At 58.2% G+C, this 16,211-nt stretch carries 15 protein-coding genes; 1 reads left to right on the top strand and 14 read right to left on the bottom strand.

The features are described from left to right. The 8 genes from DWU98_RS21825 to DWU98_RS21110 form a co-directional block, all read right to left on the bottom strand. Positions 1-1,813 (bottom strand): beta strand repeat-containing protein (locus DWU98_RS21825; protein ID WP_147293406.1); only part of this gene is annotated, 1,813 nt, incomplete at its 3' end. A 15-nt stretch (positions 1,814-1,828) separates the two neighbouring features. Then, complete coding sequence (locus DWU98_RS21820) at positions 1,829-2,545, bottom strand: hypothetical protein (protein WP_147293405.1); 717 nt, start codon at positions 2,543-2,545, stop codon at positions 1,829-1,831. A gap of 24 nt (positions 2,546-2,569) precedes the next feature. Beyond that, positions 2,570-3,925 carry an HlyD family type I secretion periplasmic adaptor subunit gene (locus DWU98_RS21135; protein WP_158545146.1) on the bottom strand — a complete coding sequence of 452 codons (1,356 nt, stop codon included), beginning with the start codon at positions 3,923-3,925 and terminating at the stop codon, positions 2,570-2,572. Positions 3,926-4,002: 77 nt separating this feature from the next. After that, positions 4,003-6,150 (bottom strand): type I secretion system permease/ATPase, encoded by a 2,148-nt coding sequence (locus DWU98_RS21130; RefSeq protein WP_115497568.1) that lies wholly within the window; start codon positions 6,148-6,150, stop codon positions 4,003-4,005. Positions 6,151-6,376: 226 nt separating this feature from the next. After that, complete coding sequence (gene cyoE / locus DWU98_RS21125) at positions 6,377-7,273, bottom strand: heme o synthase (RefSeq protein ID WP_115497567.1); 897 nt, start codon at positions 7,271-7,273, stop codon at positions 6,377-6,379. Beyond that, positions 7,270-8,427 carry a COX15/CtaA family protein gene (locus tag DWU98_RS21120; protein WP_115497566.1) on the bottom strand — a complete coding sequence of 386 codons (1,158 nt, stop codon included), beginning with the start codon at positions 8,425-8,427 and terminating at the stop codon, positions 7,270-7,272. Before DWU98_RS21120 ends, cyoE begins: the two co-directional genes overlap by 4 nt. Continuing rightward, complete coding sequence (locus tag DWU98_RS21115; protein ID WP_115497565.1) at positions 8,427-8,996, bottom strand: hypothetical protein; 570 nt, start codon at positions 8,994-8,996, stop codon at positions 8,427-8,429. The genes DWU98_RS21120 and DWU98_RS21115 overlap by 1 nt, the downstream gene beginning before the upstream one ends. Continuing rightward, the gene (locus tag DWU98_RS21110; protein WP_115497564.1) at positions 8,993-9,745 is read right to left on the bottom strand and encodes an SURF1 family protein; all 753 of its coding nucleotides are present in this window, start codon (positions 9,743-9,745) and stop codon (positions 8,993-8,995) included. Before DWU98_RS21110 ends, DWU98_RS21115 begins: the two co-directional genes overlap by 4 nt. Positions 9,746-9,804: 59 nt before the next feature. On the opposite strand from DWU98_RS21110, the gene DWU98_RS21105 reads away from it, so the two are divergent. Continuing rightward, positions 9,805-10,020 carry a twin transmembrane helix small protein gene (locus DWU98_RS21105; RefSeq protein WP_115497573.1) on the top strand — a complete coding sequence of 72 codons (216 nt, stop codon included), beginning with the start codon at positions 9,805-9,807 and terminating at the stop codon, positions 10,018-10,020. Positions 10,021-10,128: 108 nt separating this feature from the next. Here DWU98_RS21105 and DWU98_RS21100 read toward each other — a convergent pair whose 3' ends face one another. The 6 genes from DWU98_RS21100 to DWU98_RS21075 all read right to left on the bottom strand — a co-directional run bounded on the left by DWU98_RS21100 (position 10,129) and on the right by DWU98_RS21075 (position 16,128). Further along, positions 10,129-11,367, bottom strand: a complete 1,239-nt coding sequence (locus tag DWU98_RS21100; RefSeq protein ID WP_115497563.1) for a TolB-like translocation protein — start codon at positions 11,365-11,367, stop codon at positions 10,129-10,131. A gap of 481 nt (positions 11,368-11,848) precedes the next feature. Beyond that, positions 11,849-12,736, bottom strand: coding sequence for a cytochrome c oxidase subunit 3 (locus tag DWU98_RS21095; RefSeq protein WP_115497562.1), 888 nt, complete (start codon positions 12,734-12,736; stop codon positions 11,849-11,851). 54 nt (positions 12,737-12,790) lie between these two features. After that, positions 12,791-12,976: a hypothetical protein gene (locus DWU98_RS21090; RefSeq protein WP_115497561.1), complete on the bottom strand. Its 186-nt coding sequence runs from the start codon at positions 12,974-12,976 to the stop codon at positions 12,791-12,793. A gap of 4 nt (positions 12,977-12,980) precedes the next feature. Then, positions 12,981-14,597, bottom strand: a complete 1,617-nt coding sequence (gene ctaD / locus DWU98_RS21085) for a cytochrome c oxidase subunit I (protein WP_115497560.1) — start codon at positions 14,595-14,597, stop codon at positions 12,981-12,983. 67 nt (positions 14,598-14,664) lie between these two features. Further along, positions 14,665-15,624 (bottom strand): cytochrome c oxidase subunit II, encoded by a 960-nt coding sequence (gene coxB, locus DWU98_RS21080; RefSeq protein WP_115497559.1) that lies wholly within the window; start codon positions 15,622-15,624, stop codon positions 14,665-14,667. A gap of 21 nt (positions 15,625-15,645) precedes the next feature. Then, a complete protein-coding gene (locus DWU98_RS21075) occupies positions 15,646-16,128 on the bottom strand; it encodes a DUF2244 domain-containing protein (RefSeq protein ID WP_196239559.1) in 483 nt (160 codons plus the stop codon). Positions 16,129-16,211: the final 83 nt, after the last annotated feature.

The following is a 16,211-nucleotide window of genomic DNA, read 5'->3' as shown; positions in this document are numbered from 1 at the left end:
CGGTGATGGCATCGCCACTCGCCGTGATGGTGTTGTCGCCGGCCGCCGTGATGCCGTTGCCGCTACCCACGATATTCGCTGCTGCGCCGCCGTCCAGCGTGATACTCGCATCGTCGCTGGCATTGATCGTATCCGAATAACCGCCGTTGCTGATCTGGATTGTGTCGCCCGACGCTGCATTGATCGTATCGCCGCCGTGGATGGAATTATCGATCAGCGAAGAACCGCTGCTCATGTCGATAGTGTCGTTGGTGTTTGCTACCGTCGCGACGCTATCAGCATCCACCTCCAGCGTATTGCCCGTGCCGCTGAGCGTGCCGCTGCCGTCGAAGGCCACCGAGCCATTGTTCTCCGAGATCGTGAAGCCGCTCCCGTCGATGGTGTTCTGTACACCGCCCGCGTCGCTCAGTGACAGCGTGTCGCCGCTCGCCGCGTCGATCGTGTCACCGCCGGCCGTCAGCGTGTCGCTATTGCTGGTGGTGATTGTATTGCCACTACCCGCGACATCCAGCGCTGACCCGGAGTCCAGCGTAATGCCAGCGTCACCGCTGGCATTGATCGTGTCGGTATAACTACTGCCATCGTTGCTGATCTGGATCGTATCGCCGGCTCCGGCGTTGATCGTGTCGTTACCCGTGCCTGCGGTATCGAGCAACGTCGACCCATCGTCCATGTTGATCGTATTATTGGTATTTGTGACTGTTGCGCTACTACCGCTACTCACAGTTGAGGAATCACCAGTGCCCGTAAGTTCAGCGCTGGTATCGGGGGCTACGAGAAGAGATGCATTGCTTAAACCATCGCTCACCCCCTGACCGAAGATGTATCCAGATTGCTGACCGGACGGCGCAGTTTGATTGATTACACATTGATTAGTTTGTGTCAGCCCAGAGCCTTGAGTCGGGCCAGAATTAGCATTGATGCTATATGTATTCCCGCTAACATCCGTAATACCCGATGCATTCAGCGTCCATCCTCCATCGCCATTTGCATCCATCGTTAACGAAAAATTACTAGAGGTAACACCATTCCAATTGATCGTTCCGCTATTTAAATTTACAGAATTTATGGTCGAAGAAGATTCATTGCACAACTGCACAGCCACGCCATCATTAAGGTACTGCGAATATGAAATTTGCATGCCCGACGGCATGTAAGTCGGCTGCGATATGACGTTTTCGGCAGTGGCAATCTGCGCATCTTGCAAGCTTTGATAATTCCCGACAGTTGTCGCAGAAAGTGCCGACTGCATAGCTGAATTATCATTGGCGTTCTGAGTATCGAATCCCTCCCCATACTGTGTCGTGTTGAAGCTATTGAGCTCATTCGCGACATTAAACGAAGATACTGAAGCAATCGCTTCAGCGTTCTCATCGTAAGAAACACCCTCGGCTAAGCTAGTAGGGTCCGAAGTGTATTGAGCATTTGGGTCTACGGTATGCGCAAGCTCGTGACCTAGCTCGACTGCAACCAACTCTGCTTGTTCGATGCCAGTATTAGTGGAGATATTGAAGGTCGAAGGGTCAAACCCGGTAAATAGTGAGGATTCGATCGTCGCCGTACTATCTCCGGTACTCTGATTAACGGGATCTTGATTAGTACTGCCTATGGTTATTTGATTACCAGTGACCAAGGTTGAGTTGGCGTCAAAGCTGTTTATCAAATTAACCAGCGTTGGCGATTCATTAAATATCGGTATCATCGCCATAAGCGATGCGTTATTTCCCACCGCATTCTCGAAATTTTGCACATTGATTGTTGGGTTAGTCATATATGCTCCATTGACCTTTTTTGTGATTTTGAAAAGATTCACTCACTGCGTCGCTTGCTATTTGTAAGCGTCCACTCTGATGGATAGAACACATGGCTCAGCAAGCACCGCTTGACCGTAATACAAAGTTATCGTGGTCGGCCGATTGGGATCACCCAAAATTGTTATAGATCGGCCAAGCCCAATGAATTTATAAATAATTGAGCCTTGAACTACGAATCCAATGCTAGCCATTTTTTTCTCGGCCTCAGGAACTGAGATACAACCAAAGTTCCCGCCCGATATATTAAGGATCGAATGTGGTCGACTTAATTCCCCCTGGTCGCGCTGCCATATTTGCCTCAGAAATCCCGCTGGGTAGCTGTCCAGTTGAATACTCAAGGGCAACGCGCCGCTTCCCGTGTATTGCGAAATGCGATGCCCATCACCCCCCACCCAAGACTTTGCAAAATGGATTCCGAATGCGCGCTCAGCATCTTTGGGCAGCACGTACCCACGCACAGGTGATAGAAGCGCCATAAATTTCTGCCAAAACTCATCTACATTCTTCGGCTCTGGTACAACCGTATTCGCGCACGGCAGGTTTGATTTTGGATCGTGCCGACAGAAATGTTCCTGACCCACTTCGCTATCGGCCTCCTTAACGTTGGGCTGACTTCTAGCACCGTTCGCCGCGCCACCGTTCTGCGTAACCGCATTGACGTTGCCATCTTTCGCGATGGAACAGCTTGAACAAAGTAACCAGACAATAGCTAAAGCTACGTTCCTAATCATTGGCATTTCCTGTCGTAAATTTAATTACCTTTCGTGCAAACTTTCTCTTGCATGCTGGATTAACGGACTCAGCAGGTAACTCATAATTCGACGACGCCCTGTTTTAATCTCTGATGTCACTGTCATACCCGGCGTCAAATGGATCTGCTTGCCTTCAATCATCATGCTGTCCGTCGGCAAAGCCACCTGTGCGGTGAACACCCATTTCTTCTTGTCGCTATCGTCTTGCTTCGCATCGTTCGACACTTGAACGACGGTGCCGTGCAAGACTCCGTATCGGGTATAAGGAAAGGCCTCCACCTTCACTTCCGCTGGCTGGCCTTCCTTGATGAAGCCGATGTCCTGATTGTCGATAGTGGCCTCGACCAGTAGCTGATGACCGTTTGGCACGATAACCATCACCTGCTGCGCGGGGCTGACGACACCGCCGATCGTGTGGATCGCCACTTGCTGGACTGTCCCGTCGACGGGTGCCGTTAAATGCATCAACCGAGCGTGATCGCGCGCCTTGGCTAAGTCCCCCGCAGACGATGCAGCCTTGGTTTCATCGTCCTGGATTTTCTCGAGCCAGGTGCGACGCGTTTGGGCAACGTATTCATCACGCTTGCGCCTGGATGCTTCCAAGGTTGCCTGGGTCTCCACCAGCTTGGCCTTCTGCTCCACGAGATCCTGCTTCATTTGGATCACGGCCTGCTTTTCGTTGTAGTAGTCGTGCAGGCCTACGTAGCCCTTCACAATGAGCTTTGCGTAGTCGTCTTCCTTGGTTTCTTCGATAGGAAGCGTGCCTTCCAGCTTGCCGATTTCGGCTGCGGTTTCGTGCAGGCTGGCTGATGCCTGGGCGATGTCGGCATCCATTTCCTGGATATTGCTGACGTAGTCCGCGTACTCGCCGGCCAACACGTGCTGCTGGACTGTTTGGTCTGCAGCGTCGCGATCCTGGGAAGGCGGCAACATCGGAGGGCGGTTCGTGTCGATGGCTTTCAGCAGAGCATGTCCGCGGGCGGCCTCGTCACGGGCGGCCGCTAGCGCGGCCTGGGCTTCGCTGGCATTGCTGGTGGCATCCGTGGCATCCAGATCGACCAGCACATCGCCCTTGTTGACGGATTGACCGTCAACCACATGGATCGCGGTGACGACCGCGGTATCTTGTGATTGGATGGTTTTTACCTCGCCGTTCGGGACGATCTTGCCATCGGCGGTCGCCATGACATCGACCTTGCCAAAACTCGCCCACGCTACGGCAAAGGTGAGCAAGCCGCAGATGAGTCCCATGGCCCAGCGAGGCGCAGGGTGCATGGGGCTATCGCGTAATGCGAGCGCGGCGGGCTGAAAATCCGTTTCATGGCGAAGACGCACGGGGGTATCGAGCGCCGTGCGCATTCCCCATGCTGCCTGGAACACCTGGGTGTAGCGACCAAGTAGATCGCGCGTGGCCAGCCATCGCATGCTTCGTGTACTCATGTCTGCTGCAACCGATGCAGGCGTGCGTAATGGCCGGCTTGTATTTGCAGAAGATCGTTATGGCCGCCTTCTTCAACGATGTTGCCGCGCTCCATGACGATGATTCGATTGGCATCGCGCACGGCAGATAGTCTGTGCGCGATGATGATGACTGTGCGCCCCTGGCAGATAGCGCGCATGTTGTTCTGGATGATGCGCTCCGATTCATAGTCGAGGGCGCTGGTCGCTTCGTCGAAAATGAGAATGCGCGGGTTATTCATCAGCGCTCGCGCAATCGCCACGCGCTGCCGTTGACCACCTGAGAGCGTGGAACCGTGTTCCCCGACCATGGTGCCGTAACCCTCTGGAAGCTCCAGGATGAACTCGTGCGCACCGGCCAATTTCGCGGCGGCGATAACGGCATCGAGCGGCGCCCCGGGATCGGTCAGCGCGATGTTTTCGCGCAAGCTGCGGTTGAAGAGAATATTTTCCTGAAGCACCACACCTATCTGGCGGCGTAATGACGAAACATCGACCATCGCCAGATCCATGCCATCGACAAGCACGCGCCCGCGCTCCGGCACGTACAACCGTTGAACGAGTTTTGTGAGCGTGCTTTTGCCGGACCCTGAGCGGCCGACGATACCGATGACCTCGCCGGGTTGAATCTTGAGGCTTACGCCGTGCAGGACTTCCGGCGTGTCAGGTCGGTAACGGAATGTCACCGCGTCCAATTCGATCCTTCCGTCCAGCCGCGGCATGGTGCTGCGGCTACCGCTGTTAACCTCGCCGGGGGCGTTGAGGATGTCGCCGAGCCGCTGCATGGAGATGCCGGTTTGCTGAAAATCGGTCCATAGCTGGGCAATACGCATAATGGGTTGGGCGACGCGGCCTGCGAGCATGTTGAAAGCGATCAACTGGCCCACCGTCATATCGCCGTCGATGACGAGCCGCGCACCGATCCATATGGTCGCGACGGTTACCAGCTTGCCGACAAAATTGACCCCTTCCCTCGCGACCGTCCCCAATGCAACCGTGCGGAAGCCGGCCTCCACGTAACCGGCCAATTGGCCGTCCCATCGACGAGTGGTCTGCGGCTCCACCGCCATCGCCTTGACGGTGTCGATGCCGCTAATAGTTTCCACCAGGAACGCTTGGTTATCCGCCCCTCGGTTGAACTTCTCACGCAACCTGGCTCGCAACGCGGGCGTCAGCGTCATGGATAGCATGGCGTAAACAGGCAAGGACGCAACCACGGCAAGCGTCAGCCAGCCGCTATAGCAAAGCATGACGCCTATAAAGACGAAGGAGAAAAGAACGTCCATCACGAGCGTGATGGCATTACCGGTGAGGAAGCTGCGTATGTTTTCCAATTCGCGTACGCGCGCGACCGAGTCACCCACCCTTCGCGACCTGAAATAGGAAAGCGGGAGGGAAAGCAGATGGCGAAATAGCCGCGCACCTAGCTCAACGTCAATGCGACTGGTGGTGTGAGCGAATACATAGGTGCGAAGACCGCTAAGCAGCGATTCGAAGATGGAACAGAAGAGCAATCCGATCGCGATGACATCGAGCGTCGTCAGACCGTGATGCACAAGCACCTTGTCCATCACTACCTGGAAGAACAGCGGTGTCGCAAGCCCAATCAACTGCAAGAAGAACGAAACGATCAGAATTTCGCTCAGTAATTTTCTATATTTCACTACCGCCGGTATGAACCAGCTGAAGTCAAAGCGGGAAAGCTCTCCAGCAATCGATGCACGAGAGGTAAAGAGCATGACCTGGCCAGACCACCGGTCAGCCACTTCCTCGTGCGATAGCAGTTGAGGACTCCCATGACGCGGGTCCTGAATGAGGATCTTTTTGTCGTTGGTACGGGCAACGACATACATCGCACCGGCAGGATCTATCGCCAAGGCGGGCAGCGGCAAATAGCCCACGCGCTCGAGATCAGCGTTCACGAGCTTGGTCTTCAACCCAAGCTTGACTGATGCATGACGAATAAGGTCGCTATCGAAATGCCGCCCAGGCTCAGCAAATTCGTGACGCATCTGGGCAGGGTCCACCGGAATGCCATGCAGACGAGCGATGATCGTCAGACATGCAAGCCCGGTGTCAGACGTATCGCGGGTATCTTCCGCGTCACGCACATCCTCAACCGACATAAATATCCCTGAGTTCTACAGTCGTCCTAGAGCGACTGCAGCTATTCCCTTAGCTGAAATAGATGGGCGTGCGCTCCCCCTGCGCAAATACTCAGATACGGCAGCAGACTCGTCAATGAGCAATATTTTGCGCGTTAAAACTTTCGAAATTCACGCCAATTTCACGCGATTGAGCCGTGCTACAAGCACTCCAGCATGTAGTCAACAGCATTCGAAAAAATTTCTATTACGAAATTCTGACCGCGTTGCCATGCAGCATCGGCGACATCAGCCAGTGATCGGCCAGCAGAAAGGCAAACAACGCCATCAGGTAGATGATCGAATACTTGAACGTGCGCATGGCGAAGTATTCGTCGGGTGGATTCATCAGGCGGATGGCGTAGTACAGGAAGCCGATGCCGAGCACCAGCGCGCCGCCGAAGTAGATCAGGCCGCTGTATCCGGTGATGGAGGGCAGCAGGCTCACCATCACCAGCAGGATCGTGTACAGCAGGATTTGCCAGCGCGTATAGCGCACGCCGTGGGTCACCGGCAGCATGGGAATTTGCGCGCGCGCGTAGTCGTCGCGGCGGAAGATGGCGAGTGCCCAGAAATGCGGCGGCGTCCACACAAAGATGATCAGGCACAGCTGCAGCGCAAAGGGATGCAGCGCGCCGGTGACGGCCGTCCATCCCAGCACCGGCGGGATCGCGCCGGCGAGGCCGCCGATGACGATGTTTTGCGGCGTGGCGCGTTTCAGGTATGCGGTGTAAACGAGCGCGTAACCGATCAATCCGCCGAAGGTGAGCCATGCGGTGAGCACATTCACCTGCGTGGCAAGCACCACCATCGAAACGATGCCGATGATGATCGCGAACACCAGCACCTGTCGCGCTTTGAGCTTGCCCGTCGCCAGCGGACGACGCGCGGTGCGCGCCATCAGCTTGTCGATGCGCTCGTCGATCAGATGATTGAATGCGGCAGCGGAACCCGATGCCAGCCAGATACCCAGCGTGCCGAACACCAACGCACGCCATGGCGGAATACCGGGCACCGCCAGGAACATACCAATGACGGCGCAGAACACCAAGAGCGCGACCACGCGCGGCTTGGTGAGCTGGAAATACTCGCGCGCCTGGATCATGCAATCGCCCCTGCATCATCCGTACGCCAGGATTGCAGGCGTGCAAAATTCGCCAGCAGCGTGAACAGCAACAATGCGGCACCGCCGTTGTGCAGGGTGGCTACCGGCAGCGGCAAGCCAAAGTGCACATTGCTGATGCCCAGCAGCACTTGCACGACTAGCACCACAGCCACGGCGATACCACCGACGCGAAATCCGTTGAGAACCAGCCGATAGGCAAGCCATAGCAAATAGCAGAACACCACCAGCGCACCGATGCGATGGGCGATTTGAATAGCGCTGCGCGCTGCCATATCGAGTACGCCACCTTCGTAGTTCACGCCGATTTCCCGCGACAGTACGAAAGCGTGATGGAAATCGGTAGGCGGCGCCCATTGTCCGAGACAGGTCGGGAAATCCGTTCCGCACGCCAGCGCGGCGTAATTGGCGGACGTCCATCCACCCAGCGCGATCTGGCATGCGAGCAGCACGATGCCGAACACCACGGCACGGCGCAGCGATGCATAGCGCTCATCGGGCGTACCCAGTCCCCTGGCACGCAGGGCGACATACGCCAGCAGGCCGAAGGTGGTCATGCCGCCCAGCAAATGGCCCATCACCACGATGGGTTTGAGCAGCAACGTCACCGTCCACATGCCGAGCATGGCCTGGAAGATGATCACCGCCAGTGCCAGCACGGACATTTTCAGGGCGGCGCGTTCGCGCAACCAGAATGCGCCGGCGGTCGGCAGCAGAATCGCCAATAACCCCAAACCCGATGACCAATCCCGTTCACCATGCAGATAAAGCGTGACACCGACGGCGGCAAACAATGCACTGAGCACAATGGCAAACATCACCACGCGGTCGCGACGTGCGGCGAGCAGGGCGAGCAGCACCACCAGCACACCGAGTGTTCCGGCCAGCATGCGGTGCACTTGTTCGCGCCATGCCTTGGCCGCCTCAAAGGGCCGATCGGGGAACGCAGCGTCCGCCTGCGCAACGGCTTGCGCGTGATGCGGCCAGGTCGCCTTACCGTAGCAAGTGGGCCAATCCGGACAGGATAGCCCCGCATTGGAAAGCCGCACGAACGCGCCGAACATCACCAGGCCGAAGGCGAACACAGCCGCCAGGACGGCCAGATAAGGAATGATTTTCCGGGTGCGCAAACTCATTAATGGATGACCTTTTGCAGATCCTTGCGCAAGCCGCTTGGATCGAAACCAACAGGATACCGCGCCAGCGTCGTGCCGTCGGATTCCACCAGCAGTGCGCTGACAGTGTCCGACGCACTCGGACGATACGCGGCCAATTGCTGGTTCACATCCGAACCGATCGCCCAGTAGGTTTCCATGCCGTTGCTTGCCGCATCGGCCGGCGCCTGGCCCACATACAGCAGACGCAGGCGATCCATGTTGCTGTTGAGCGTAATGCGCGCGGCGGCCATTTTGGTGAGTGCATCCATGCAATGCGTCGCGCAATGGGGACCTGCCAAGGCGATCAGCGTCATGCGTGGCGATGTATCGCGCCATGCCCATGCATGGCCGTCCGCCAGACGGATCTGCACATGCTCCTGCTGGAGATTGCGCTGCGGCACGATGGGTTCGCCGTACGCTTTGCCGTTTGGCTGCCAGCCGCTGAGATTGAGCAACGCGGCGGCGATGATCGGCACGGCGAAGATCATGATCACCAGCAGAAATTTCATGCGACTTACGCGTTGGCTTGGTGAGGTCGAGGTATTCATGCCTGGGTTCTTTTTTTCTCGGCGCCCTGGTTACGGCGCTTACGGTGTAGCACCACAAAAATCACGATGGCCGCGAGCGCAAACGTAAACCATTGATACGCGTACGCGCGATGCCTTGCAGGTGGCATGGACGAAAGATCGAGCGTATGCACGCGTACATAGATGGCCGACGGGTCGGCATCCAACGTAAGTACACGTGGATAAAGCGTAGCGTGCAAGTCAGCGGCGACCTGATGGAGGTCCAGGTAGATGGATGTTTTGGGCCATTGCTTCTGCTGCACCAGCGCATTGCCGCCGAGCTCCAGGCCTGCACCCGGTGGTGGTTGATACAGACCTTGCAAGGTCTGCACATCGGTAGGGAGCGGCGGCAATTGCGGTGCCTTGTCCGTGCCGTTGCCCGGCAGAAACCCGAGATCCACCATCAGCAGGCGTTGCTCATCCAGCGGCTGGAACGGTACGTAGACCTCCACGCCACCCATGCTGTCGTGCTTGGGGTTATCCAGCAGATACACGCGGTCGACCCGATAATGGCCGTCCACATGCACGCGTGGATACGCATCGGCGGGGGGGCGATCGGCCACGGCATCGAAGGCTTGAATGGGTGCGCTGGCCGCCGCGGCATACCGTCGCAGAAGCGCTTCTTTATAGTCGGCGCGATGCAGTTGCCACACGCCAAGACGCGCGAAAACAAGCACTCCGATCAGCGTGAGCAATACCGACCACCAGGCAGGACGACGCATCAGGCGCACGCGGTAACTCCGCGGTGCATGGCTATACTGGCGATGTCGAGCCTGCTTGGGATTCTCACGTGGAAACCATTTACAAAGTAGCGCTGGTGATCATGTTCCTGGTGGTGATCTTCAACCTTGGCCAGGCGCTGTATTTCATGATGACCGACAAGGAAGGAAGCAAACGTACCGTGTGGGCACTGACCCGTCGCATCAGCTTTTCGCTGTTGCTGATTGCGATGGTGATCATCGGCATTCGGATGGGCTGGATCCACCCACACGGGGTAGGCCAGTAATTGTAGCCGCCCACCCCGGTCCGCGCGCCGGCTGCGACTTTCGGCAGCAGTGGCATAAAAAAAGCCCGCCAAATGGCGGGCTTTGTAGTGCTTGGGCGCCAGGGACGGTCAGGAGCCGGGGGGATTGAACCAGTCGATGGCAAATCCGCTGGTGATGCGCCAATCCCTGCCGTTGCTCAAGGCAATGACGTGCACCTCGCTCGGCGTCGTCTGGTTCTTGCTGTTGCTGGCCGACGGCGCCGTAATGCGATTGACCAGGAGCTGCTTGCCATTGGGCGACCAGGCGGCCGGCAGCCATGCGATCTCACTGCCGACAGCGGTGTTGGCGGCCGGCGCGGTGAGCTGGGTGATGTTCGAATCATCCGAGCGCACGACGTAGAGATCCGCCTCGGTGCCTTGCGTATTTTCCATGGTCACCGCCACGTTCGAACCATCCGGCGAAAGCAGGGCCTGGCTGTACCAGTAGGTCGCCCACCAGCCGCCTGCGCCGTTGAGGTCCCACTCGCCCAAGTTGTTCTCGAAAAGCGTGGTCACCTTGCCGGAGTGCATGTTCTTCACGCACAGGCTGACGCCCGTGCTGTCCTCCGGGTTGGTGTTGCCGCAGCCGGAGAAGCCGTATTGCTGATAGAGCACGACGCTACCGTCGTACGAGACGTCGCCCGCGGGCGGATCGGGCACATTGCTGGCCACTTCCTTGGCGGTACCTGTTTGGACATCGACTTCGTAGACGCCCTCGTACGCGGTACCCCCAACGGGGTCGGTGGTCACTTTCTGCTTGGGCATGGCCAGCGGCAACGGCTGGTAGGAGACATACGCAAGCAGCGCCTTGCCGTTGCCGGCCCATCGAATCGAATCCACCGCCAACGTCGGCACCGGGCCTTGCGGTGTCTGCTCGTCGGCCGGGGCGCACCACAACAGATGCTCATGGCTGCCATCCGTATGCATCAGATAAACGCACGGGGGCGAGGTGGCCACTTCATTGGCGGAGTTGGCAAACGCGATCTCATTGCTGCTGGCAGGCCCCCACGCCAGAAAGCCGTGCCCGGGTGATGCATTGTCATCGGCGCCGGAAAAGAGTGGCTGCGACTTCCCGTTCTTTAGGTCCATCACGTAATACTTGCCGGGATAAGGACCCTGCAGCGTTGGATTCGACAGTTTTCCGGCGAAGTATTGGATATATCGACCATCCGGAGAAAAATTCTTCGTCAACCAATAACCGCTCGCCGCAAACGCACTCGATGAGTAGGCACCGCTGGGGGTGTAATAGGCATTGGACGCCAGCGGCGTGAGCTGTCGATAACCGCTGCCGGTGTCATTGATAACAAACAGACCCGTGCCTGTCGGCATGAGCGTTCCGTTGTGGACGCTATTGACGGGGCGTGTAAACAAAATGGTGCTATCCGCATGAGCGGCAGTGCACGAACACGCCACTGCCAGCGCAACAGCAGCGCAAGAGGTTAATTGCATGAGACCCTCCACGAGTCGGAGCGAATACGCACCGCGACACTCGGCGGCACGTTTGACGCATGGACACACATCACGTTGTGCCTGTTCGCAAACTAGAGGTGCGCAGGTTCATACGAAGTGAAAACATCGCGGACCATTCGCGACCGTCGTCTAACGACTTTTTTGGATGGACGTGTTAGCGACTTAGGGCGTTCGGCCTTCACATTGCTGAAGCATGTAATGCCGGAAATGCGGAAAGGCTTCATCCCATCCGGTCGTCATTGGGCGAAGGTGGCACGACGGTGAGGCAAGACAAATGTGTGCGGCAAGCGCACAGGCCTGTCCCCGTGCCTTCTGCAGGATTGGCGACCTTCGTCTCTACTCAGAGAATGTAGACCAACATAAAGAGCCCGAGCCACACCACATCCACAAAGTGCCAGTACCAAGCCACCGCTTCGAAACCGAAGTGATGTTCTTTGTTGAAGTGGCCGGCCAGCACGCGCAGCCAGATTATGCTGAGCATGATGGTGCCAAGCGTGACATGCAGGCCGTGGAAACCGGTGAGCATGAAGAAGGTGCAGCCGTACACGCCAGAGCCGAGCGTGAGGTTGAGTTCCTTGTAGGCCTCGATGTATTCATGCGCCTGGCAGGCCAGGAAGCTCGCGCCCAGCAATACGGTGAAGCCCAGGAACGCCAGCACCTTGCCGCGATGCCCAGCCCTCAGCGCATGGTGCGCGATGGTGACGGTGACGCTGGAGCTCAGCAGGATCAGCGTGTTGAGCAGCGGCAATCCCCATGGCACAACCGTCTGGAATGCACCTCCGACATGCGCTGGCCCATTGCCACCGCCGGCTCCCCACGATGCGGTGTAATCGCTCCACAGGAATTGATGGGTGAGCACGCCATGGCCGTAGCCACCCAGCCATGGCACCGAGAACATGCGGATGTAGAACAGCGCACCGAAGAATGCGCCGAAGAACATCACCTCGGAGAAGATGAACCACATCATGCCCATGCGGAACGAGCGATCCACCTGGCTGTTGTAGCTGCCGGCCATCGATTCATGGATCACCGACCGGAACCAGCCGAAGAACATGCAGAGGATGCCGACGAAGCCGATCAGCAGCATCGTCTTGCCGAAGCCGCTCTCGCCGGGTTCGGCATTGAGCCAGTGCGCCGCGCCGAACACGGTGAGGAACATGACCACCGCGGCCACGATCGGCCATTGGCTCTTGCTCGGTACGTAGTAGATGTCGTGCTGCTGACCCATGATGTGTATCCCGTAGATATTCCTGGTGACCTACGTACTCCGCCGTCGTGGCGGTTACTGCATGAGCGCTTCCTGCACTGCCCGCGCGTGTGCCTGCGGATGATGCTGCAACCAGAGCATCTGCCCGATCGACACCACGAACACGACGACCGCGACGATGCCCACGATCCTCGCCGTGCGCCGCGCACGGCGCACCCGTTGCTCTTGTGCCGATTCCAACGCGCGGCGATCGAGGTTCATACCATCAATCCTCGACGTGACCGTGCGCCAACTCTTCGTCGTGAATCACCGGCGCGATGGTGAAGCTGTGGTGCGGCGGGGGCGACGACAAGGTCCACTCCAAGCCGCGAGCACCTTCCCATACGCGATCGGTGGCTTTCTTCTTGGAGAACCACACGCAATGGATCAGCACACCGAGGAAAATCAGCTGCGAGGCACCGAACAGGAAGCCGCCGATGGAGCTGATCATGTTGAAGTTGGCGAACGCCACGTTGTAATCCGGAATGCGGCGCGGCATGCCGGCAAGTCCCAGGAAGTGTTGCGGGAAGAACAACACGTTCACCCACACCACCGAGTTCCAGAAGTGCACCTTGCCCCAGAACTCGCTGTACATGTGGCCGGTCCACTTCGGAATCCAGTAGTACGTCGCCGCCATGATCGCGAAGATGGCGCCGGTCACCAGCACGTAGTGGAAGTGCGCCACCACGAAATAGGTGTCGTGATACTGGAAGTCCGCCGGCACCAGCGCCAGCATCAGGCCGGAGAAACCGCCAATGGTGAACAGGATGACGAACGCGATGGCGAACAGCATCGGCGTTTCGAACGTCATCGAGCCGCCCCACATGGTGGCCACCCAATTGAACACCTTCACGCCGGTCGGAACCGCGATCAGCATCGTCGCGTACATGAAGAAGATTTCCGCACCCAGCGGCAGACCCACCGCAAACATGTGGTGCGCCCACACGATGAACGACAGGAAGGCGATCGACGCGATGGCGAACACCATCGCCTTGTAGCCGAAGATCGGCTTGCGCGCGAAGGTGGGAATGATCTCCGAGATGATCCCGAACGCCGGCAGGATCATGATGTACACCTCGGGGTGACCGAAGAACCAGAACACATGCTGGAACAGCACCGGATCGCCACCACCGGCTGCATCGAAGAAGTGCGTATTAAAGTACTTGTCGGTGAGCAGCATCGTCACCGCCCCAGCCAGCACCGGCATCACCGCGATCAGCAGGAACGCCGTGATCAGCCAGCTCCACACGAACACCGGCATCTTCAACAGATCCATGCCCGGCGCGCGCATATTGAGAATGGTGGCGATGATATTGATCGCGCCCATGATGGAGCTGATACCCATCAAGTGAATCGCGAACACCACGTAGGCCGTCGAAGCGCTCTGTATCGACAGTGGCGGATACATCGTCCAGCCACCGGCGGGACCGCCACCGGGCAGGAACAGCGTGGACAGCATCAACGCGAAGGCGAATGGCAAAATCCAGAACGATAGATTGTTCATGCGCGGCAGCGCCATGTCTGGTGCACCGACCATCATCGGAATCATCCAGTTGCCGAGGCCGACGAAGGCCGGCATCACCGCGCCGAAGATCATGACCAGCGCATGCATCGTGGTCATTTCGTTGAAGAAGTACGGCTGCACGAGCTGCAAGCCCGGCTTGAACAGCTCGGCGCGAATCACCATCGCGAAGCTGCCGCCGATAAAGAACATCAGCAGCGAAAAGACCAGGTACAGCGTGCCGATGTCTTTATGGTTGGTGGACATCACCCAGCGCTGAAAGAAATTCAGATGCTCGTGGTGCTCGTCATGGTGTTCATCGTGGGTGGCTGCGTGGGCCATGGCCTTCAAACCTCTACCTCAATGAATGCGTCGGTCGTGAACTGCTTATGTGCAGCCGTGGAATCAATCAGCCTTGCGTACTTTGCTTCGCCGCGACCTGCGCCGTTGCCTGTGCGGGCGCGGCGGCCGTGGATGCCGGCGCGGGTGCGGGCGGCGTGGCGGCCTTCTGCTGATCGGCCAGCCACTTGGCGAAATCGTCCTGCGAAACCGCTTTCACCACGATGGGCATGAAGCCGTGGTCCTGTCCGCACAATTCCGCGCACTGGCCACGATAGATGCCTGGGGTGTTGATGTTGGTCCACGCCGCGTTGATCACGCCGGGAATCGCATCCATCTTCCAGCCCAGCGCCGGCACGAACCAGGAATGGATCACATCGTCCGCAGTGATCACGAAGCGGATCTTGGTATGGATCGGCACCACCAGTGGGTGGTCGACATTCAAGAGATAGGTCTGCTCGCCGTCGGCTTTCACCGCGTAGGGATCAAGACCCGAATCGAGCTGACGGGTGGCGTTGCTCTGGTCATCGAGCTTGGACATGAAGTCCACATGGAGCGGCTTGCCGAGGTAGTCGACATAGTCGTAGCGCCACTTCCACTGATACCCGGTGACTTTCACCGTCATCTGCGAGCCGGTGGTATCGGAGAACTTGCGCAGGCCGTCCGTCGCCAGCCATGCCAGCGAGATGAGGATCACCACCGGAATGGCGGTCCAGATGATTTCGACGGTGGTGTTATGCGACCACTTCTCCGGCACCGCCCCGCGCGATTTGCGGAAGCGGAACATCGCGATGAACATCGCACCGAACACCAGGATGCCGATCACTACGCACACGCCCAACGCAACATTGTTGAGCATGTAGGGAATATGGGAATACGTCGTCACGCCGGGCGTGAGATTCAACTGGCCAGGCTGCGGATTCGCCTGAGCCGTGCCGCCGAACAAACCCAGGGCCATCAGCCCCGCAACACCGAACGCCTGTTTCGCCCTGAACCTGATGCCGTGCTTCCCGAAGCCGCCAGCTCTCATGCATTTGCACCTTTGTTGACCCTACCTGCGTTGCTGGGTTTGGAAATCCGCCAGCAGCGCCCTCAGTTTCCGGAACAGCTCGGCGCGTTCCTCCTCCGCGAGGAAAGCGCCAACTTCCAGCTTGCGTCCGTGCGACGACAACAACAATCGGTAACGCCCCTCCCCTGATTCCAGCAGCACGCGTACCCAATAGGGCTGGAAGCGCGTGCAACGGCGCCCCGGCAGGATTTGCACCTCCAGCGACGTGTCGTCGAGGGTGATGCGTTCGCTGCGGTCGCCGGCCCGCCACGCCACGCTTAGCGCGATGGCCATGGCGGAAGCCTCGATCAGGGCGAACAGCGGAGCGAATACATCGCCCTGCCACGCTCCCAGACCTGCCGTCATCAACGCCAGGGTAGCCAGCACCATGATCAGTCGACGCAGACCGCGTCGGCTGAGTACGCGATTGGGCCGAAGCCACAACACGCACGGCAGGCCGCCGAAGGCTGGTCGAAGCACGATCATGGAAGTCCGGCGTGCCTGGAACGTTTCCGATCATAGGCCGCGTCGTTAAGTCGGGCAAGGACGGGCGCAGCGTGTTGCAGACA

The organism is Dyella monticola, assembly GCF_003363155.1.
Classification (GTDB): domain Bacteria; phylum Pseudomonadota; class Gammaproteobacteria; order Xanthomonadales; family Rhodanobacteraceae; genus Dyella_B; species Dyella_B monticola.
Note: the sequence above shows the minus strand (reverse complement) of the source record. Positions and strands in the feature narration are given on the sequence as shown.